A 21,286-nucleotide genomic window follows, 5' to 3' on the forward strand; every position below is an offset into this window, starting at 1 on the left:
TTTCGCATGAATTCCTGACCGGTGGCCTGTGTGAACATCGCACTCTTCCACGCTCCGAAAAAAATGCGCGGCTTCCGGCATTTCTGCCGGAATGTCGGCGTGGCATCGCTGCTGTCCTGGATCAGGGAGAGCCGCCCTGGCACGCGCGTGAAGCCGCCGCGACGCTGTTTGTCACAGCTGTTGCCATCTGCCACAGGCGCGATTGCACGTAGTCAGCGGACGGGCCGATGAAGACATCCCCTCACGTCAATCCAGCGGCACCCAGCCTATCGAGGAGACACCCCGAGAAATCTCCTCGCTTCGTAGATGCTGTGGTAATTTGCCCCCCTCGGGACGCGGACACGAAGGAGGGGTTTCTCTCAGGTCGGACCACATTCGCCCGAAGCGCACCCCAGAGGGGACCCATGAGCATAGATTACGATATGAAGACCACCGAGCATGCGACGATGACCGGAGCACGCCACAACCGCCTCGTGATCGCACACGTACTGAACTCCTTCCAGGTGGGCGGCGCCGAGCAGGTCGTGGTGGATCTGGCCGGGCTGCAGCGCGCCGCGGGACATGAGGTGATGGTCGTGGGCATCGAGACGAACCCCGACGGGCCGCGCGCGGCGCAGCTCCGGGAGCGCGACGTCGCGGTGCACATGCTGCCGAAGCGCTCCGGCTTCGACCTCAAGCTCCCCGGGAAGCTCGCGGCGTTCTTCGCCAAGCACGGTGTCTCGATCGTGCACTCGCACAATCAGCTGCCGCTCATCTACGCCACGGCCGCAGGCCGGCTGCACCGTGTGCCTGTGTGCCACACGCTGCACGGCGCGATGTTCGATCAGGGGCGCAGGGCGTGGCTGCGGCACATGGCCGCCAGGCTCGCCGACGCGCACGTGGCCGTGTCGCAGTCCACGGCCGACTTCATGCTGACGCACAAAGAGGTACCGAGCTCGAAGCTTCATGTGATCTTGAATGGAATCGACCTCTCCCGTTTCAGGCCGGACGCCGCGGCCCGGCACCGCATCCGGGCCGAGCTCGGGATCCCCCAGGACGCGTGGGTCGCCGGGGCCGTCGGGCGCCTGTCGCAGGTCAAGAACCACGCGCTCCTGCTCCGCGCGGCCGCGGGGATCCTGTCGGGCGACGCGGACAACGCGCGCCTCCTCCTGGTCGGAGACGGGCCGGAAGCCGCCTCGCTGCGCGCCCTCGCCGAAGAGCTCGGCATCAGCGACCGCGTCGTCTTCGCAGGCGAACGGCACGACGTGCCGGGGCTGCTCGCCGCGAGCGACGTCTTCGTCCTCTCGTCGAAGTCCGAGGGCCTGCCGCTCTCCATGGTGGAGGCCATGGCCACGGGGTTGCCGGTGGTCTCGACCGCCGTGGGTGGCATCCCTGCCCTGATCGCCGACGGGGAGACGGGCTTCCTCGTGCCGTCGGACGACGAGGGCGCGCTCGCCGCCAAGCTCGCCGCGCTCAAGGGGGATCCCGTGCAGTCCGCGGCGATGGGCAAGCGCGGAAGGAAGCTCGCGCTGCGGCGCTACTCGGCCGAACGCATGATGGCGAGCTACATGGATATCTACGAGACCCTGCTGGCCCGGCGCGAGTCGGAGCGGCGAGCCATGCTGCGGCCGAGCGAGCTGCTCGCAGGCCTGAACGCCTAACCCAGCGGGCTGCTCGCGGGCTCGCCCCCCATCCCCCGGCGAGCTGCTCGCGGGCTCGCCCCACGCTCCACACACCCAGGGCGAAACGCAAACGGCGCGGCGAGCACGTCGCCCGCCGCCGGGGGCAGGCCATCGCTGCCTCCGGCTCGCTTCACGGCGCGCGAGGGAGCGTCGAGCGCGCGCGCGCGTTCGTCGCGAGCGACGGCGGCGACGAGAGCGCCGCCGCCCGGGAAAGCCGCGCCTGGGGACGACCCGAAGGCGGCCGTTCGTCCAGCGCGCCGAGGTCGCGCAGGTCCGTCGCCGGCGCCCGCGTGCTCCGGGGCGGCGGCACCAGCGTGCTCCGGGGCGGCGGCACCAGCGTGCTCCGGGGCGGCGGCACCAGCGTGCTCCGGGGTGGCGCGAGCGCGAGCGCGGCGTGCGCCTCGCGCACAGCGGCCAGCATCGACCGCGCATCCGGCCAGCGATCCGCCTGCGCGAACTCGAGCGCGCGGTCCACCACCCGCACCACGGCCGGATGCATCGACGGCGCGATCCGCGCGAGCGACGGAATCGGGCAGGTCATCCTCAGGAAGAAGAGCTCGTTGACGGTCGGCGCCTCCTGGACGTATCGGTCCGTCAGCAGCGAGAACATCGTCGCGCCCAGCGCCCAGAGGTCCGTCCGCGCATCGACGAGATCCCAGCGCGCGCGGGCCTGCTCGGGCGGCATGTACGCCGGCGTGCCCATCGCGCGGAGCCCCACGAGGGAGGTTTGCCCCGAGGGGGCCCGCAGGCGCGCGATGCCGAAATCGAGGATCTTCACCTCGCGCTCTCGCGTGAGGAAGATGTTGTCAGGCTTCAGATCCCGGTGAACGACGCCCCTCGCGTGCGCGGCCGCGAGCACGTCCAGGATCTGCTCGCTCACGGAGAGGACCTCGGCCGGCGGGAGCGGGCCCCTCTGCGCCTTCCAGCGCTGGAGGAGGCTCTCTCCCTCGAGCAGCTCCATCACGAGGAACGGCCATCCATCCTCGGTCACGTCGTCCGCGATCACCGCGGCGACCCCCGGGTGATCGACGGTCTGCGCGATGGCCTTCTCGCGGAGGAACCGCGCGCGATCGCCTCGATCCATCGCCCGCTCGGGGTGCAGCAGCTTGATCGCGACCCGCTGGCCCCTCCGGTGCGTCGCGGCATAGACGGCCGCCATCCCGCCGAGGCCGATCAGCGCGTCCAGCCGCCACGCGCCGTTGAGCGACATTCCCACCCGCGCCTGCGCTCTCTGGACGTGCGTGACATTCTCGAACTCCATCGCTGGTCCTCTCCGTACCTCGAGCCAACGGCCCTCCCGGCGCTCGCGGCGCAGGAGAGCCACTCTGCTCTGCGTTTCCCGTGTCCCGGCGGCGGCGCTACGATCGAATCTGCGCTCCACGACGGCAGGCCCGGGTTGCAGCTCGTCGGCGCCGCGACCCGCCGGGCCGTCCTGCGTCACCGAGACAGGAGCCGCATGGGCTGGGCGGTATCCAGCAGCACGTCATTTCATGGAAAAGTTCAGCAAAACCCGAGCCACCCCGGCACACCTGGAGCGCCGCGGTGAACGCGCGGTCGCGTGGGGCGAATCGCCCCATGCGGCAAGATGCCCCGACCATTGTGGCCTCCCCCGGCCTCCGCCCCATCATCGTGAGGCCACCCTCGAATGTGCTCGGATGTGCTCGGAATCATGGGGCCGCAATCGGACAGGAACGGATGTGCTCGGACGTGGCCTCCTGTCCTCCGCGACGGGCCCGCTCGCGAGGGCGCGGGCTCAGTGGAGGCCCTTCATCGTGGGGTCACCCAGCTTGAACGCCGCCAGCGCTTGCCGGATGAAGGCGGGCACCGAGAGGTAGCTCTCGAGCGCGACGCAAGCGCGGTTCGAGGAGCACGTGCACTTGTAGAAATCGCTGACATCGTCGTCGTCCGCGTCGGCGTCCGCCTTGCAGCCGTCCACGCCTTCCCGCAGGACCTCGCCGTCGTCCGCGATGGCGGCGATCGTCGGATCCCACCGCACGATCGGCCGCCCGGTCTCCGGGTTCGGCTTCACCTTGTGCCAGTCCGCCTTGCCGTCGCCGTCGAGGTCGGGCCCCGGCTCGGTGACATACGCCTTCGCCAGGAGCTCATTGCCGTACTCCAGGACACGCGCGCCGATGCCCTTCTGCACGACCTTGCCAAAGACGGTCTCGGTCCCGTAGGCCTTCGCAACGAACACCTTCCCGGACGGGTGGTGGAGCTCGATCCGGTCCGGGAAGCCGGGATCGGTGTCCGCCCCGGCCTCCCAGACGTGCATCATGTCCAGCCACTTCTGCTTCTCGTTCTCGGGCAGGTAGAGCAGGGTCCATGCGATGAGGAACTTCTGCTGCTCCCAGCCGATCTGCGGGTCGAGGATGGCAACCTTGGCCGGAGCCCGCGGGTTCCACGGCGCGCTGTCGGGCGCGCCATAGGAGCTGCAAACGATGCTCCCGGCCGCGGGGAAGCAGCTCTCCGGCCCGCCCTCGGCCCACCACGAGGTCCAGCCGAGCGCGCCGGCCGGATACCCGCTCGCGTCCCGGACCGGCCGGCCGCGCTGGTCCGCCTCGACGCGCACGCCCTTGAGGGCGTCGTCGCCCGTGAGGTTGTTGGCGAGCCAGCGGCGGTACCCTTCCGGGAAGACGTCGGCGAGCGAGACCGCCCGGTAGCGCGCGTCGAGGAAGTCGTGCCGCGAGTCGCTGATGAAGTTGTCGACCGACTCGGTCATCAGCATCGACACCCACGCCTTGTCGTAATAGGCCCCGGCGTTCATCGTGTACGACGAGTCGTACTCGCCCTTGTCCGCCGCGAGCGCGTTCTCGAGCGGCTTGCCCCCGACGGCGATGTCACCGAAATAGCCTGTCGCGCCGTTCGGGACGACCACCAGCGGTTCCCCTGGATCGCCGAAGACATCGTTCGATGACCGGAGGACGGCGTCCCCGTCCGGCAGGAAGTGCTCACCCGGCTGCGGGCGCGCCATCTGGAGCGAGAAGTGATCGAACGCGATCCCGGCCGCGAGCGTGTTCTCCTTGAAGAGGCTGTTCGCGGCCTGGACCCAGAACGTGTCGAAATCGTAGCCGTGGTCCAGCGCGAACTCGCGGTAGATGTTCATGATGAGCCCGAGGCCCTTCGCGCCGTCGCGCATCTTCGCGTTGTACCGGTTCAGGGTCCGCTCCGACGCCGCGCGCACGCTGAAGGCCTGACGGCCGCGGCGGTAGTTGTCGAAGATGTGGTTCACCTCCTGCTGCGTGACGAAGAAATTGAAGAGCTCGTAGGCGTCCGCGCCGTTGTCGTGCCGGTACACGCTCAGGTTGCCGAGGTCGGCCCACCGGTCGGTCGCGAAGCCGTAGGGCAGGCGGGTCCGCCCCGCCGGGTCCACCGAGGGCCCCTTCACGTCCTTCGGCGTCTCCAGCGCGCGCCAGGTGACATAATCGACCTTCTGCTGCCGGCACCGCGTGGTCTTGCCGCCGATCGACACGAGCTGGCCGTCGAGCAAGGGGTGCCAGACGCCGTCCAGCTCCTCGTCCCAGTCCGAGGGCACGAACGCGCTCGGGTCGACCTCGACGCAGCTGCGCGGCGCGATCAGCTCGTACTTGCTCTGCAGCTCGGAGTAATGGATGTCCTTGTCGTCGTACTCGGGCTGGATGCCGAGGACGCCGCCGAAATCGTCGATCTTCGCGAGCACGCCCTTGCCGCGCGGGGTGGTCGCCTTGTAGCTCGGGTCGGCGTGCACGGCGACGGCATCGCCGTAGAACAGGCGGGCCGCGGCGAAATCATAGGCGCCGAGCCCGATGAGATCCTGCGTTGGCTCGCCGGCATAATCCATCGTCGACGACTGCATGAACATCCAGATCAGGTTCTTGCGCTCGTTCTCGGTGATGGGGTCGTAATACCTCGGCCCGACGCAGGCCTCGCCGTCCTCCGAGAGCGTCTCGCACGGCGTCTTCACCCGTCCATTGCTCGTGCGGAGCTGCCAGTACTGCGGCCGGTAGCCCCAGGCGTCGGAGGAGCTCACGAAATTGTGCCGCAGCCCGACGGAGTGGCCCATCTCGTGGAGGATCACCGAGGTGTGCGCCCGCTGCGCGAGGTAGCGCCGCATGGCCTCGGCGCGCCGCGCCTTCTGCGCGGCGTCCCCCTCGCCGAAGCGCCCGTGCTTGCTCGCGAATTTCTCCTCGAGGAGGTCCGCCAGGTCGGCGGTCGCGAGCGGCGCCGGCGCCTCGTGCATCACGCACGCGCCGCGCTCGGCGAGCGCGATCTCCTTCAGGTTCCCGAGCTCGCGCCGCACGCTCGGGTTCGCCCCTCGGAGCGGCGAGGCGAAGCGCATCACCTCGTCCGTGAGCGGCAGCCCCTCGACGCCGGTGAGCTGCTGGATCGCCTTCGTCGTGAGCTCGGCCTCGAGCTCGGTGCCCGCCGCGGCCCTGCGGCGCGCCTCGTAGACCCCGCGCATGCTGTCGGGCGCCGTGGCGTCGGCCGCGATGCCGCGCACCTCCTTCGAGAGCCGCCGGAGGCTCTCGCGCAGCGCCGGGTTCTGCGCCATCTGGCCGGTGCCCTCGGACACGGCCGCCTCGTCCACCCCGGCGGACCGGGCGATCCGCCGCGCCAGCTCCTCCCGCGTCAGCCGCGGCAGCGCGCCGCCCCTCGACGCGCTCTCGCTCGCCTGCGCCCAGTCCCGGACGTAATCGCCGTCGGTCACGTCTTCGGTCTTGAGCTCTCCCTTGATGTAGCGGGCCGTGTCCACGACGCCCTGGCTCCAGATGTCGCTGACGTGCGTCCAGACATTGATGCTCGCCGCGACCTTCTCGCCGGTGAGCGGGTCCTCCGAGTCGCTGTAGATGCCCCAGGCGGAGGGCGATTGCGGCGCCTCGAAGTTGTTGATCTGGTGATAGCGCAGGTCGCCGATCCGCGCGTTCAGCGCCTCGCGGCACGCCTTCATCAGCGCGGGGTCACGCCCTGCTTCCTTGCGGCGCTCGTCGCTGCACATCCTGGCGGTCACGCCCGACGGGAGCCGCGGACCGCCGCACGCCTCGGGGTCGGCCGCCTCGACGGGGCTGTGACAAAGCACGATCATCTCGGGCATCTTCGCGAGCGCGATGACGCCCCTCGAGTACCCGCGCCGCGCGCCGATCTCGTCGGCGACGGCCTCGCAGGGCTGCCCCTCGCGCGCCGCGCCGCGCCGGCACGCGTCGACCTCGCGCGAGAGCGCGATGGCGTCGGCGTCATCGTCCATCTGCCCGTCGTAGACAGGGAACGCCTCGCCGCAGCGCGCGGCGTCCCCTTGCGTCCGGACGCACTCGGCGTACTTGGCGGTGACGACGGCGCTGCGCAGGGCGACGTCCCACTCGTGGGCTGCCATGTCCGTGGCGACGAAATAATCGGGGTTGCTGTCCGAGGTCACGTACCACGCCTGCGGCACGGCCTCGCGCCGCTGGTAGGGCAGGGTGCACCGTTGCTTGAAGGTATCGCACCGCGAGCCGGGCCCCACCGCCTCCATCCCGCCATCCCGGGCCATCGAGGCCCCTGTGACGGCCTCGCACTCGTCCTCGGTCCCGTTCCGGTCCTGGTCGCGGTGCGGATCTGCGCCGGCGGGGGTGGTCTCGGGGGTGAAGCACGGGATCTCGCCCGTCATGCTCTCCGGATCGTCGTAGTAGTGGCTGCGTTCCCAGATGTTGTAACGGGAGATCATGCGGTGCCACTTGGCGTCGCTCATCCCGTAGTTGCGGGCGTAGCCGGAGCGCTCTCGCACGAAGGCGCCGAACGCCCGGAACCGGTAGCCGTCCCACTCGGCCGGCTCGTAGTCCCGATCGACGACGCGCCGGAACGACTGCCGGAGGGTGATCTCGACGGGGTTGCACGATCCGACCGGCGCGGTGCCGCCCGCGAAGTCCGTGTCGAGCATGCAGGCCGGGAAGCTGTCGATGCCCCACCCGAGGTGGCTGAGATCGACGAGCTGGGGCACCGCGAAGGCCTTGTTGGTGACGTCGAAATACCCCTCCTCGGCGTCGAAATGGGGCGCGTCCGGGTGGCTCGGGTCGCTGACGTAGTAGGAGAGCGGCTCGTACTGCACGCCGCCGTAGACGCCGATGAGCGACAGCGTGTCGAAGTCGTAGGAGTCGACGTTCAGGTTCTTCGACCAGTCGACCCGCATGTACTCGCGCTCGTACCATGGACGGTCGGTCGTATTTTCGACGACGACGTTGCTCTCTTCCCCCGTCGCTCGGTTGTAATCGCGCTGGACGTCGAAATGGGAGAGGATCTTGTAGGCGACGACCACGACGCCATCGTCCGTGGCGGCGCCTGCGCCCTTGCCGTCGCTGTCGTTCACGCGCTCGTAGGTGAGGCGCCCGAGCAGGAGGTCTTCCTGGATGATCCATTTGATGCGCGCGACATCGGCCTGAGCGTACGAGGAGGAGAAGAGCCCGTCCTGCGAGGCGCCGTACCCCACGTCGACCACCGTGGTCCGCGCCCAGAACTCGGGATCGTCCTCCCTGCTCTGCAGATCGGCGCCGACGAAGAACGATTTCGCCAGCGCGTTCGCCTGAACCTGGCTGATGGCCGGCCGCTCCTCGGCGCAGCCCGCGATCGAGCACACCGCCGCCGCGAGCAATGCCTGTCTCACAATCCACCTCATCGCAGAGTCCTCCTCTGGCAGCTCGGTCCCGAGCGCGCATGCCCCCATGAGAACCTCGACCCGAGTCGCCGCGACGACCGCCCCGGTCGCGCGAGGGGCGGGCCTGCTCGCCCTCGCCGGCACCGCGGCATACCACGTACCACGCGCGCCACCCCCTCGCCATTCCTGGCCAATCCACGGGCATTCGATGCCTTTTCCGCCTCGCTCCCCGCTCCCCGCGCGACCGCGCTGCGCCGCCGGGCGTTAGGCGATTGACGGCTGCTGTCGCCTTTTCGCCGAGCGTCTCCGGGCGGGGACGGATTCGGTCACGTTCAGGGCGCGAAGCTTGGTTAACGTCCAGGATGACCCCGGAGGCTCGGAACGACCTTCTCTCCCGTCGCCCCCTCGCCTCGCTGGCGAGGCTGCGGTATTCGACCCCCTCCCCCGATCGGAAGGACCTCAGTGCCTGACGGAGACGTCCTGCTCTCGAACACCGACGGCACCATCCTGGCGCAAGGCCCCACCGTGCTCGTCTGCGAGTGCCATGGCGACGACCTCGACCTCGCCGTCCGTCGCGTCGCCGCGTTCGCGCTCGTCGCCTCGCTCGTCGTGGCGGGCATCGTGGCGGCGCGCGCGGCCCCCTTCCCCATCCTCTTCATCGCGGGGACGTGGACCGCCGGAGCCGCCGCCGCGCTGCTCGCCGTCCGCCGGCGCCGCCGGCTCCACGGGCTGTTCCGCCTCGACTTCGAGCGCGACGAGCTCGTCCAGGACGGCCGTGGCTTCCGGCGGATCCTGCCGATCCAGTCGATCGTCGGCGTCTCGACCCCGCCCGCCTCGGACACGGACGTCGACGAGCCGGGCCTCGCGCCGCGCTGGCTGCTCCTCCACCTGTCGACCGGGGAGCAGCTGCGCCTGGCCAGGGCGCCCGCGTACGCGCTCGGACCCGCGCTCGCCTTCCTCAGGCGGGCCGGCGTCGAGGCGTGAGGGGCGCGCCCGCCGCCGGCCAGCGCCGCGCCGTCAGGGCCGCGACAGGCTGGGGTAGGCCGGACCGAAGTCGTTGCGGACGTCGCGGACCGTCGAGAGGTACGGCGTCTTCACGGTCTCGTCCCGGTAGATCGGCCTGACGACGCACGTATCGCCCCCGCACTCCCCCGCTTCGGGGAAGATCACGTCGGCGACCAGCCAGAACCTGTCGCCTGAGTCCTCCGGAACGAAGGCGACGGGCACCTCGGGGTCGTAGAAACCGGTGGGCCCGAGGTCGGCCCCGAGCTCGCCGTTGCAGTAGATCTTGATCCGCGGGTGCACGTCGAACGACACGCTGCCGCCGAAGTAGTGCACCGCGATGCGCATCCAGCTGGCCTTGGGCGGGAAATCGACGTTGATGTTCTCCGGCGCGCAGAAGGTCGGGTCGTCCGGGTCCGTGGTGCGGTGGGCGCAGGAGATGTTGTCGAGATCGAGCCGCGGGCTGTGGCACCCCCTGCCGTGGTCGCGCCAGTCGTCCCCCACGCCGCGAGGCGCGTAGAAGCAGCTGTTGTTGGTCTCCTCCGGATCCAGGTACCAGTTCACCGGCTCGGGGGGCGTCGCCGTGTCGCTGAACCACGTGATGGCCGAGCCGCCCGACAGGCTGTCGAGCGTGCAGTTCCCGTACCCGCACGCGGCGCTGGAGCCGCCGACCGTCCAGGGCTGCATGTTGTCCGGCTTGTGGAGGTAGAGGTCCATATCCACGCTGCTCGGCTCGTGCTCCCACTCGAGCTCGACGCGGAGGCCGCGGGCGCCGACGAACAGCGGGTAAACGCAGCTCGCGGTCTCACCGCTCTCCAGGGTCTTCGTGTACGTGACCGTGTACTCGCCCGACTGGAGCGGCTTGAAATCGTCCGCCGGCCCCTGCCCGGCCACCGAGGGGCACGGGTTCACGCCCGGCGGGCACGTCACCGTCCACACCTCGGAGTCCGGACGCGCGTCCTCGCTGAACGAGCCGGTGCCCTCCTTCAGATCGACGGTGGCGAACGGGGCCGCCTGGAGCGGGTGGCAGCCCGCCATGTCGTTCCGGTGGCAGTCCTGGTCCGCGTGCACGCCGCCGACGCAGGGGCCCCACGTGCCCGTCTCGTCGCAGATCTGGGTGCCGGGGAAGCACCCCGGGCTGCGCCGGAACGACGGATCGCCGCGAAAGCAGGAGTGCGCCTGCCCGGCGATGCACCCGCAGCTCTCGTCGATCATCCCGTTGCAGTCGTCGTCCAGCCCGGCGTGATCCACGCCGAGCTCATCCACGCCGCACAGCTCCGTCGGACCGCAGGCGCTCCCGCACGGGTTGATCGTCACCGGCAGGCCCTCGTGCACCCCTCCATCGATATCGCCGAGGAAGCCGCCGTAGCCTTCCGAGTCGCCAGGCTGGGGGGTCGCCACGTCGGCGCCCCCCGCCCCGCCGGCGCCGCCCGCCCCGCCGGCGTGCGAGCTGCCGCCCGTCGTCAGATCGAACGTGAGCCGCTTGCCTTCCGCGCTGCAGCCGGCCGCGAAACCGGCGCCCGACGCCGCGATCGCGATCACGACGGGGAGCACGGAGGAGACACGAAGACGAGACATGATACCTCCACTTGGAGACCTAGACGCGGTGTCGCGGCGGCCTGCGCCCGCTCCGCGCGACGGCGAAGCGCGCCGTGCACCAGGCACTACGGCGTGAAGCAAAGCGGATACCGGTGTCCCCAGCGCGCGCGAAAGCGCGGCTCGGGACGGCAGATCACGAAGCCCCGACCCTCATCGAGTAACAAGGGTTACTGCCATGCAAACTCAGCAGGGTGAGTCGCTGGAGGAGGACTCCCTAGCACGGACTCCGTCCGGCGATGGCCACAATGAGCCGCCTTCAGCCGGCGAGGCGCGCTCTCGCCAGACGCGGAGTCAGGCGAATCACCGGCTCATCCAAGGAGTCAGACAAATCATCCTCAGACAGATCGCCACGGAGCTTGCCTTGCTGGCCGGTGTGGCGTTGCGCCTCACGGCCTCGGCGCGCGGGGCGAGGTGGCGCCGGCAGAGCCCGTGCGCTCGCGCGCGCTGACGTCGCGAGGCCTGGCTGGTGAGCTGGACGGGATACGGATCAGGGCGCGCGGCGCGCGCCCTTCACGGCAGCGAGGGGTAGGCGGGACCGAAGCTCGCCTCGGCGTCCTCCCGCGTGGTGAGCAGCGGCGTCTTCGCGCTGGCGTTCTCATAGAGTGGCTGCACGATGCAGGCCGCCTGGCCGCACTCGTCCGGCTCGGGGAAGAGCACGTCGGCGACGAGCCAGAACCGCTTGCGTTGGTCCGCGGGCGCGAACGCGACGGGCCGCTCCGGGCTATAGAACCCTGCTGGCCCGAGATCGGCCCCGAGGGCGCTGTTGCAGAAGATCTTGATCCGGGGGTGGATATCCTGGGTCACCCCGCCATGACCGTAGTAATATACGCCGATGCGCATCCACTGGCGCTTCGGCGGATAGTCGAGGTTGATGTTCTCCGGCGCGCAGAATAATTCGTGGTCGGGGTCCTTCACCTCGGGGCTGCATTTATAGTTGTCGAGGTCGAGCCGCGGGTTGTGGCAGCCAAGACCGTGGGCCTCCCATTTTTTCCCCACGCCCCGAGGGGCGTTGAAGCAGCCATTGTTGCCCGGCACCGGGTCGAGATACCAGTTCACGGGATCCGGTAGCCTCGCGCTGTTCAAGAACCAGCGGATATCCGAGGATTTTGACGAGAAGTGGTCGATGGTGCAGTTGTAATAGCCGCAGTCCGCCGCCGAGCCCGACATACTCCAGGGTTGCGTGTCGTTCGGCTTGTGGAGGTGCAGATCGAGATCGACGACAGAGACGTCGTGCTCCCCCTCGAGATCGACGACACCGACGTCGTGCTCCCACTCGAGCTCGACGCGCAGGCCCCCCGCGCTGACGAAGAGCGGGTACTGGCAGCTCTGGGTAGCGCCGCCCGCGACGCGCTTCGTGTACGTGACAGTGTACTCGCCCGACTGCAGAGGCTTGAAATCGTCCGCTGGATCGGTGCCGCTGACGCCGGGGCAGGGGTCGACGCCATCGGGGCAGTCCACCGTCCACACCTCGGATCCCGCCACCGCGTCCGCGCGGAACGCGCCAGTGCCCGCCTTGAGGTCGAGGTTCGCGAAGGGCGACGCCTGCATCGGGCGGCACGGAGCGCCGCTATCCATATGGCAGTTCTCGTCGGCGTGCACGCCGCCGACGCACGGGCCCCAGGTGCCGGTCTCGTCACAGAGCTGGGTGCCAGGAAAGCAGCCCTCGCTGTTCCGGAACGACGGATCGCCGCGGAAGCAGGAGTGCGCCTGACCGGGGATGCAGGCGCACGTCTCGTCGATCGAACCATCGCAGTCGTCGTCCAGGCCCAGGGTCGCGCCGGTACATAGCTCCCTGTCGCCGCACGCGCTCCCACAAGAGTTCACCGTCACATCGCTGTGCGGCTCCCGCCCTCCATCGATGTCGAGGAACCCACCCTGCCCGTCGACTCCGCCGGTCGTACCGCCCGCCCCCGCGCCTGGTTCGCCAGCACCGCTCGAGTCGAGCTGGTTGGACGGACCCGTCGCGCTGCAGCTGGCCGCGAAGCCAGGGCTGGACACGGCGGCGCCAACCATGATGAGGAGCGAGAAGGAGAACCGACGTCGACCCATGACACCTCCGCTTGGGGATCCTCGATGCCGCGACAAAGCGGGCTCACACCCCGCTCGCTATCCCGGCATTCCAGGAGCTCACGCGAGTGTAGCAAAATCAGCAAGCGACAATCGCACTGCAAGCGCGACAGACGAATGTCGCTCGCTCACCGTGCGCTGCTGTCAATCCGCGAGCCGTCGATTGCCCACATCCACCGATGCGCTGCGGGCGCTCCGCGAGCCGCGGCGCGCCTGGTCTGCCGCGGGCGCCCGAGCGGCCGAGGCGCGGCGTCCTGCGGCGCGCCCAGACGACGCGCGCCGCGCCAGGGCGCCGCCTCATTGCCGGCGAGCGGAGCGCGGCACCATTGCGCCGGAGCGTACCATTGCCCCGCAGCGTGCAGGACGGCGCCCACGCACGCACAGGGCGCGAAGCTGGCGCCAGGGGATCGGCTATCCGATGATCGGGAGCTGCCGAGGGCCCTTGGCCCTCGCGGGCTGCGGCTCCGGCGGCGGCTGCGCCACGGACGAAGCGGCCGTCTCCTCGATGTGCACGCCGGAGCGGAAGCGCTGCTCGCCGCCCGCGATCTTGCGGTGCGCCAGCGTGTGCTGCATGAAATTCAGCGGAAAGAAGCCCGCCAGCTGGATCCAGCTCGACTGCCGTGTGAGGGTGAACCTGCGCCAGATCGAGGACGGCGAGTAGAACTTCGTCCACGCGGACACCCACCCCTCCCGGAGCCGCTCCCGCGACATCTGCTTGGGGACGAAATAGGGCGAGCCGGCGTCGTGGTCGCGGCGCAGCCACCAGCGCTCGTCGGTGAGGCGCCCCTCCGCCTTGAGGCGGCGGTACAGCTGCGTCGCGGGGTACGGGGTGAGGATGGCATACAGCGCCATCGTCAGCTTCATGTCGATGCCGAACTCCACGGTGCGATCGAACACCTCGGGATCGTCCGTATCGAAGCCGAAGACGAAGCTCCCCCAGACGGAGATGCCGTGATCGTGGAGCATCGCCATCGTGTCCTTGTACTGGGAGGGACGGTTCTGCCGCTTTCCGGTGAACTTCACCGTCTCCTCGTCGATGCTCTCGAAGCCGATGAAGAGCGCCTTGCACCCGCTCTCGGCCATGAGCTTCACGTTCTCGAGGCGCTTGACCGCGGCGAGCGAGCACTGGCCTATCCAGTGCTTCTTCAGCGGGATCATCCGGGTGAAGAGCTCTTTCGAGTAAGCCCGGTGGATCATCACGTTGTCGTCCGCGAACATGATGAGCTTGCCGAGCGAACGGAGCTCGCTCAGCACCTCGTCGGTCGGGCGGAACCGCATCGTGGTGCCGTTCGCCGTCGACACGCTGCAGAACTCGCACGGATACGGGCAGCCGCGCATCGTCTGCACGACCTGGAACGGGATGTACTTCTTGGAGGTGAACAGGTCGCGCCGCGGCGCAGGCCTGCCAGCGAGGTCCGGCAGCTCCGGGCGGTAGAACGGCTTGAGCTCGCCGCGCTTCACGTCCGCGAGCAGGGCCGGCCAGGCGTCCTCGGCCTCGCCGACCACGACGGCGTCCGCGTGCTGCAGGGCCTCGTCGGGGCAGGCCGTCGGGTGGATGCCGCCGAGCACCACCTTCACGCCGCGCCTGCGGTAAGCGGCGGCGATATCGTAGCTGCGGCGGGCGGTCTTGCTGTCGACGCTGATCCCGACGAGGTCGACGTCCTTCACGTCGCGCTGGAGATCGAACGGCTGCACGACGTCATCCGTGTAGATGATCTCATCCTCGGGGGGCGTGAGCGCCGCGAGGGTGCCGAGCCCCACACGGGGCAGGCACGCGGAATCTTCGCTTGCCGTGGCGATGAGCTCGATCTGCATGGCGGATCGTGCTTATCACGGAGCCTCAAGGAGACCCACGACGAATGAGCTTGCTCTCTGACGCCGCAGTCTTTCTCGGCGCGGCCGTCGTCGCCGTGCCGCTGTTCAAGCGGATCGGCCTCGGCGCGGTGCTCGGCTACCTCGTCGCGGGCGCGCTGCTCGGCCCGTGGGGGCTGCGGATCATCGCCAACGTCGAAGACACCCTCCACTTCTCGGAGCTCGGCGTCGTGCTGCTCCTCTTCCTCATCGGCCTCGAGCTCCAGCCGTCGCGGCTCTGGGTGCTCCGCCGCGCCGTGTTCGGCCTCGGCGGCGCGCAGGTCGCCGTCACGGGCGCGCTCATCGCGCTCATCGGCGCCGCGCTCGGCCTGCGCGCCGACACGGCGGCCATCGCGGGCGTCGGGCTCTCGCTCTCGTCGACGGCGTTCGTCCTGCAGATCCTGGCCGAGAAGGGCCAGATGCAGTCGCAGCACGGCCGCTCCGCGTTCGCCATCCTGCTCTTCCAGGACCTCGCCGTGATCCCGCTGATCGCGGTGCTCCCCCTGCTCGGCACCGCGGGCGCGGCCCCCGCCGAGGGGAGCGCCGTGGCCTCGTCGCTCAAGGCCGTGGCCGTGCTGCTCGCGGTCGTCGCCGGCGGCCGCTACCTCGTGCGCCCCGTCTTCCGGGCCATCGCCGCCACCCACGCCCACGAGATCTTCACCGCGGCGGCCCTGCTCGTCGTGCTCGGCACGGCGCTCCTCATGGTGCAGGTGGGCCTCTCCATGTCGCTCGGCGCCTTCATGGCGGGCGTGCTGCTCGCCGACTCGGAGTACCGCCACGAGCTCGAGGCGGACATCGAGCCCTTCAAGGGCCTGCTCATGGGGCTCTTCTTCATCGCCGTCGGGATGTCGGCGAACATCGGCCTCGTCATCGAGCGGCCGCTGCTCGTCCTCGGGCTCGTCCTTGGCGTGATGGCGCTCAAGGCCGCCGTCCTCTTCGTCTTGGGCAGGGCGGCCGGGCACGCGAAGGGCTCCGCGCGCGACCTCGCGCTCGCGCTCCCGCAGGGGGGCGAGTTCGCCTTCGTCCTCTTCGGGATGGCCGCGGGACAGGGCCTCATGGACAGGCTCCTCGCCGACCTCCTCGTCGTCGTGGTCACCCTGTCCATGGCGGTCACGCCGCTCGTCATCGCGCTCGGCGACGCGCTCGTCAAGCGATGGCAGGGGGGCAGGCCAGAGCGCGAGTTCGACGCCATCGACGACGACGACCCGAGGGTCATCATCGCCGGATACGGCCGCTTCGGCCAGATCGTCTCTCGCGTCCTCCGCACGAGGAAGATCCCCTTCACCGCGCTCGACGCGAGCCCGACGCAGGTCGACTTCGTCCGCAAGTACGGCAACAAGATCTACTACGGGGACGCCTCCCGGCTCGACCTGCTCCGCGCGGCGCGCGCCGACAAGGCGAAGATCTTCGTGCTGGCCATCGACGACGTCGCGTCGTCGGTGAAGACGGCGGAGGTGGTGAAGCGGCACTTCCCGGACCTCCTGATCTACGCGCGCGCCAGGAACCGCCAGCACGCGTATCAGCTGATGGATATCGGCGTGACGGTGCTGGAGCGGGAGACGTTCCTGTCGTCGCTCGAGGTGGCGGGGCGCGTGCTCGAGGGCCTCGGGATGCGCGAGCGGGACGCCCGCGCGACCATCGAGCGGTTCAGGGCCCACGACGAGAAGGTGCTCCTCCGCGGGCACGCGGTGCACAACGACGAGGTCAAGCTCATCGAGGCGGCGAAGCAGGCGGCGCAGGAGCTCGAAGGCCTGTTCGAGTCCGACGAGATCGCGCCGTCCGGCAGGGACGACGAGGCCGCGGCGGTGTGACGCGAAGCGAGCGGGCCGCCGCCGGCCCGCTCACGCCTTCACTCCTGTTCCTGCTTCGCGCCGATGCCGTGGCGGCGGAGGTAAGCCCGCACGTGCGCCCGCTCCATGCCCGCGCGCCGCGCCATCTCGCTCACGTTGCCCTTCGCGTCCTCGGACAGGGCGGCGAAGTAGTCGCGCTCGAACCGCGCGAGGACGTCGCGCTTCGCCTCCTGGAACTGGCGGCCCTTCATCGACGCGAACGAGCTGCTGGCCGCGCCGCCGCCGGCCCCCGGGGGGATCGACGGCGAGGAGCTCGGGTGTATCGGGGTCTCGGTGAGGGCGCCGAGGTGCGCCGCGATGTCGATCTCCTCGCCCTCGGCGGCGAGCGCGAAGGCCACGGCGACGGCGTTCCGCAGCTCGCGGACGTTGCCCGGCCAGTCGTGCCGCATCAGCCGCTCGAGCGTCATGTTCGAGACGCGCTCGTAGGCGCTCTCGTCGCCGAGATCCTTCAGCATCCGGCGGACGAGCACGGGGATGTCCTCCACGCGCTGCCGGAGCGCCGGCAGCTCGATCTTGATCTGCGCGACGCGGAAGTAGAGATCGCTCCGGAAGTTGCCGCCGTTCACGGCCCGCACGAGGTCGCGGCGCGTCGCCGCGAGCACGCGCACGTCGACCTCGCGGTAGCTCGACCCGCCGACGCTCTTGATGCGGCGCTCGGCGAGCGCGCGGAGGAGCTTCGGCTGCACCTCGAGCGGCAGCTCGCCGAGCTCGTCGAGGAAGATCGTGCCGCCGTCCGCCTCGATGAACGGCGAGAGGCGCTTGTCGACCGCGCCCGTGAACGCGCCGCGCTCGTGGCCGAACAGGGTCGCCTCGGCCAGGGTCGGCGGGATCGAGCCGCAGTCCACGACCACGAACGGCTTCTTCGAGCGGGCGCTCGCCAGGTGCAGCGCCTGCGCGACGAGCTCCTTGCCCGTGCCGGTCTCGCCCGTGATGAGCACCGTGAGGTCGGTCGGCGCCATCTTGGAGAGGCGCTCGAAGATGGCCCGCATCCCGGGGCTGCTCGCCACGAGCGGGCCGAACGCCGGGATCGCCGAGACCGTGATGCGCTCGGGCCGCAGGGGCTCGAACTGGATCTCGGTCTCGCCGAGCCGCAGCTTCGTGCTCGTGAGCAGGTAGATGTCGCCGACCCGCACGCCGCCGACGAAGGTCCCGTTCCTGCTGTCGAGATCGCGCACGCGGACGCCCTGCTCCGTGGCGACGAACTCGGCGTGCACCGCGCTGACCTTGGCGTCGTCGAGGACCAGCTGGCAGGCCGCGTTGCGGCCCACGATGACGGGATCGGTGCCGATCTCGATCCATCCGCCGCCGCGCGCGGCCGACGATTTCGTGAGGCGGATGCGCCCGCCGCGCACCTCGACCCGGTTCTTCGTGCCTACCGTCGCGTCGAGCAACTCAGTGCCTCTCTGTCTTGCGGCGCGAAGGCGGACCCTCCGGCCGGGGAATCTCTGCGCCGCCGTCCCTGCTCGGCGGTGGCGGCGGCGCGCCTGCGCCCGCCCTGCTCGGCGGTGGCGGCGGCGCGCCTGCGCCCGCCCTGCTCGGCGGCGGCGGCGGCGCGCCCGCGCCCGCCCTGCTCGGCGGTGGCGGCGGCGCGCCCGCGCTCGCCCGGCTCGGCGGTGGCGGCGGCGCGCCCGCTCCCGCCCTGCTCGGTGGTGGCGGCGGCGCGCCCGCGCCCGCCCTGCTCGGCGGTGGCGGCGGCGCGCCCGCTCCCGCCCTGCTCGGCGGTGGTGGCGGCGCGCCCGCCCGGCTCGGCGGTGGCGGCGGCGCGCCCGCCCGGCTCGGCGGCGCAGGCGGCGCCCCCACGCCGGTCCGGCTCGGCGGCGCAGGCGGCGCGCCCACGCCGGTCCGGCTCGGCGACGCCGGCGGCGCGGCGGCCCGGCTCGGCGGCGGCGGGGGCACGGTGCTCCCGGCCCGGCTCGGCGGCGGCGGGGGCACGGTGCTGGCCCTGGGAGGGGCGAGCGAAGCAGGGGGCGGAGAGCTGTGGCCGGCGTCGCTGAAGCCGCCGTTCTCCGTCATCGTCGGGGGGCCGTCGACGACCGTGGGGTTGTCTTCCAGGAACGCGTCGGGCAGCTCGGAGGGATACCTGCTCCGCTGCGTGCGGCGCGTCGCGCGCGTGATGTTCGCCGGCTGGATGGCGCGCCAGCTCGACAGCGCATCTGCCGCGGAGCCGAAGCGCCCTTCGCGCCGGCGATCGAGCGCCCGCTCGAGGAAGCGCTCGATGCCCACCGGCCATTTCTCGCCGGTCGCCTCGGCGAGCGACGGCGCCGGGCGGTCGAGCTTCATCGCGACGAGCACCGCGGCGTTCGCCCCCTCGAACGGCAGCCGCCCGGACAGGGCCCGGAAGGCCACCGCGCCGACCGCGTAGATGTCGGCCCGCTCGTCGGCCCGCGCGGCGCCCCGCACCTGCTCCGGCGCCATGTACGCGAACGACCCCAGCGTCGCGTCGAAGGCGGTGAGCGTCGGCTCTTCCTTCTCGCGCCGCGTGAGCTTCGAGATGCCGAAATCGAGGATCTTCGCGCGCTCGCGCCGGTCCGGCAGGCCGAGGTGCTCGAGGTAGATGTTGCCCGGCTTCAGATCGCGGTGGATGACGCCCGCGGCGTGCGCCGCCACGAGCCCCTGGAGCACGTCATCGATGATCGGGCCGACCTCGCTGAACGGCAGGTACTGCTCGCGCTTCAGCCGATCCGCCAGCGACTCGCCGTCGAGCTGCTCGAACACGAGCAGGTGCTCGCCCTCGTCCGTCTGGCCGACCTCGAGCAGCTGGCAGACGTACGGGCTCTGGATGGCCGAGGCGATCTTCGCCTCGCGGTCGAAGCGCCGCACGAGATCGGGCTTCATCGCGGCGCGCGCGAGCAGGACCTTGATGGCGACCTGCTGATTGTCCGATTCCCGTGTTGCTGCCCAGACTTCGCCCATGCCGCCCCGCCCGAGCAGGCGGGAGACACGGTAGCCAGCAACGACGTCGCCCGGGTGGATCGCCACGTAACCTGGATCGGGACCGTACCACCGCGACTCTCGAACGGGTGAGAAAAAAGCGAGCGTCCGGGGAAACGCGGTGATTCCGGGAGCGAGCGGAACCGATCGCGGAGCGCGGCTCGCGGCGCGCTTTGCGGCTCGCGGCGCGTGTTGCGGGCTTACGACGTGACAGCGCGCCGGTGCGATCGGAGCACGAACCCAACGAAGGGGACGCAATGGTTCGGAAGACCACTCGGAAGACCACTCGGAGGACCACGCGGAGGACCACCGCGAGCCGCGCGCCCTCGAGGATGGGGGGCCGTAAGCCGCAGCCCGCGGCGCGCGGAATCCCGGAAAGAATCCGAGGGACGCGGCACTAGCCCGATGCGACATGATTCTGTAGGCTCGCCGCGCCATGCCGCGTACAGCCGAGGATGTCGAAACCTACCTCCTGCAGCTCGATCGCCGGTTCGAGAACGACGCCGGTACCTACCTCGTCTCCGGGGGCCCGGACGCGCCGCCGATCGCGATCCGCATCGACCCGCCGATCGTGGCGGTGCGGGTCTCGATCGGCCCCGTCCCCGGGGACGACGCACACCAGACCAGGCTCTTCCGCCGCCTGCTCGAGTACAACGCGACGGATCTGATGCATGCTTCGTATGGGATCGAGGCGGGCACCGTCGTCCTGTCGGCGGCGCTGGAGCTCGAGAACCTCGACATGAACGAGCTCGAGGCGATCCTGAGCGACATCGATCTCGCGCTCGCCCGCCACGTCCCCGTGCTGCACGATCTCGCGCTCAGCTGAGCAGACCCGCCGCGCCTTTCGACCCTGCGCACCCCGAGAGTTGGAGCTGATCTATGGGAATTTTCGCGCGCCTTGCGACCCTCATCAAGTCGAACCTGAACGACCTCATCAGCCGCTCGGAGGACCCCGAGAAGATGCTGAACCAGGTCGTCATCGACATGGCAAACCAGCTGATCGAGGCGAAGAAGCAGGTCGCCGTCTCGATCGCCGACGAGAAGCGGCTGGCCAAGCAGGCCGAGCAGGAGGCCGCCAACGCCGCGGAGTGGGAGCGCAGGGCGATGCTCGCGATCAAGGCGGGCGACGACGCGCTGGCCAAGGAGGCGCTGAACCGCAAGAAGGAGCACGACCAGCTCGCCACCTCCTACAAGGACCAGTGGCAGAAGCAGAAGCAGGCCGTCGACCAGCTGAAGACGGCGCTGCGCCTCCTGAACAACAAGATCGAGGAGGCGAAGCGCAAGAAGAACGTGCTCATCGCCCGGAAGAAGCGGGCCGAGGCGCAGAAGGCCATCCAGGAGACGATGAGCGGCCTGAACAACGCCTCCGCCTTCGAGACGTTCGACCGGATGTCGAACAAGATCGATCAGATCGAGGCCGAGGCCGAGGCCGCCGGGGAGATCGCCGAGCAGTACACGGGCGACACGCTGGCGCACAAGTTCGGGCAGCTCGAGGCGACGGCGGGCGCGGACGACGAGCTGCTCGCGCTCAAGCGGAAGATGGGCGTGCTCCCGCCCGAGCCGCCGCCCGCCGCGGCGCCGCCGCCGCAGGTGCGCGTGGCCGGCGCGGGCGGCGCGCCGGCCGCCGCGCCCCAGGCCGAGCAGGACGAGCTCGCGGCGGCGATCGCGGAGCTCGAGGCCGAAGAACAACGTGAACAAGCCAGGATGAAGCGCTAGAGCACGCCTGC

The 21,286-nt window shown here is 70.3% G+C and carries 12 protein-coding genes; 5 read left to right on the forward strand and 7 right to left on the reverse strand.

Going from position 1 to position 21,286, the window contains the following annotated elements; translation table 11 throughout:
* Positions 1-422: 422 nt before the first annotated feature.
* Positions 423-1,640 (forward strand): glycosyltransferase, encoded by a 1,218-nt coding sequence (locus tag WMF46_RS29320; RefSeq protein WP_437980229.1) that lies wholly within the window; start codon positions 423-425, stop codon positions 1,638-1,640.
* A 151-nt stretch (positions 1,641-1,791) separates the two neighbouring features.
* Here WMF46_RS29320 and WMF46_RS29325 read toward each other — a convergent pair whose 3' ends face one another.
* Positions 1,792-2,922, reverse strand: coding sequence for a protein kinase domain-containing protein (locus tag WMF46_RS29325; RefSeq protein WP_437980230.1), 1,131 nt, complete (start codon positions 2,920-2,922; stop codon positions 1,792-1,794).
* 492 nt (positions 2,923-3,414) lie between these two features.
* A complete protein-coding gene (locus WMF46_RS29330) occupies positions 3,415-8,268 on the reverse strand; it encodes a hypothetical protein (RefSeq protein ID WP_437980231.1) in 4,854 nt (1,617 codons plus the stop codon).
* A 453-nt stretch (positions 8,269-8,721) separates the two neighbouring features.
* On the opposite strand from WMF46_RS29330, the gene WMF46_RS29335 reads away from it, so the two are divergent.
* Positions 8,722-9,243 carry a hypothetical protein gene (locus tag WMF46_RS29335; protein ID WP_437980232.1) on the forward strand — a complete coding sequence of 174 codons (522 nt, stop codon included), beginning with the start codon at positions 8,722-8,724 and terminating at the stop codon, positions 9,241-9,243.
* A 33-nt stretch (positions 9,244-9,276) separates the two neighbouring features.
* Here WMF46_RS29335 and WMF46_RS29340 read toward each other — a convergent pair whose 3' ends face one another.
* The 3 genes from WMF46_RS29340 to WMF46_RS29350 form a co-directional block, all read right to left on the reverse strand.
* Positions 9,277-10,839: a hypothetical protein gene (locus WMF46_RS29340; protein WP_437980233.1), complete on the reverse strand. Its 1,563-nt coding sequence runs from the start codon at positions 10,837-10,839 to the stop codon at positions 9,277-9,279.
* Positions 10,840-11,370: 531 nt separating this feature from the next.
* Positions 11,371-12,909 (reverse strand): hypothetical protein, encoded by a 1,539-nt coding sequence (locus WMF46_RS29345; RefSeq protein ID WP_437980234.1) that lies wholly within the window; start codon positions 12,907-12,909, stop codon positions 11,371-11,373.
* A 429-nt stretch (positions 12,910-13,338) separates the two neighbouring features.
* The gene (locus WMF46_RS29350) at positions 13,339-14,742 is read right to left on the reverse strand and encodes a B12-binding domain-containing radical SAM protein (protein ID WP_437980235.1); all 1,404 of its coding nucleotides are present in this window, start codon (positions 14,740-14,742) and stop codon (positions 13,339-13,341) included.
* A 44-nt stretch (positions 14,743-14,786) separates the two neighbouring features.
* On the opposite strand from WMF46_RS29350, the gene WMF46_RS29355 reads away from it, so the two are divergent.
* Entirely contained in the window at positions 14,787-16,589 is a 1,803-nt protein-coding gene (locus tag WMF46_RS29355; RefSeq protein WP_437980236.1) for a monovalent cation:proton antiporter-2 (CPA2) family protein, read from the forward strand.
* A gap of 38 nt (positions 16,590-16,627) precedes the next feature.
* Here the strand turns inward: WMF46_RS29355 and WMF46_RS29360 are convergent, their stop codons facing one another.
* Together WMF46_RS29360 and WMF46_RS29365 are read right to left on the reverse strand one after the other, a co-directional pair.
* Positions 16,628-18,019 carry a sigma 54-interacting transcriptional regulator gene (locus WMF46_RS29360; RefSeq protein ID WP_437980237.1) on the reverse strand — a complete coding sequence of 464 codons (1,392 nt, stop codon included), beginning with the start codon at positions 18,017-18,019 and terminating at the stop codon, positions 16,628-16,630.
* A 1-nt stretch (position 18,020) separates the two neighbouring features.
* Entirely contained in the window at positions 18,021-19,607 is a 1,587-nt protein-coding gene (locus tag WMF46_RS29365) for a protein kinase domain-containing protein (protein ID WP_437980238.1), read from the reverse strand.
* A gap of 388 nt (positions 19,608-19,995) precedes the next feature.
* Between WMF46_RS29365 and WMF46_RS29370 the strand changes: the two genes are divergently transcribed.
* Both WMF46_RS29370 and WMF46_RS29375 read left to right on the forward strand, forming a co-directional pair.
* The gene (locus WMF46_RS29370; RefSeq protein WP_437542369.1) at positions 19,996-20,385 is read left to right on the forward strand and encodes a hypothetical protein; all 390 of its coding nucleotides are present in this window, start codon (positions 19,996-19,998) and stop codon (positions 20,383-20,385) included.
* Positions 20,386-20,438: 53 nt separating this feature from the next.
* Entirely contained in the window at positions 20,439-21,275 is an 837-nt protein-coding gene (locus tag WMF46_RS29375) for a PspA/IM30 family protein (RefSeq protein WP_437542370.1), read from the forward strand.
* The last annotated feature ends 11 nt before the right edge of the window (positions 21,276-21,286 follow it).

The sequence above is a fragment of the Sorangium sp. So ce117 genome, from assembly GCF_051524395.1.
Lineage (GTDB): Bacteria > Myxococcota_A > Polyangia > Polyangiales > Polyangiaceae > Sorangium > Sorangium cellulosum_B.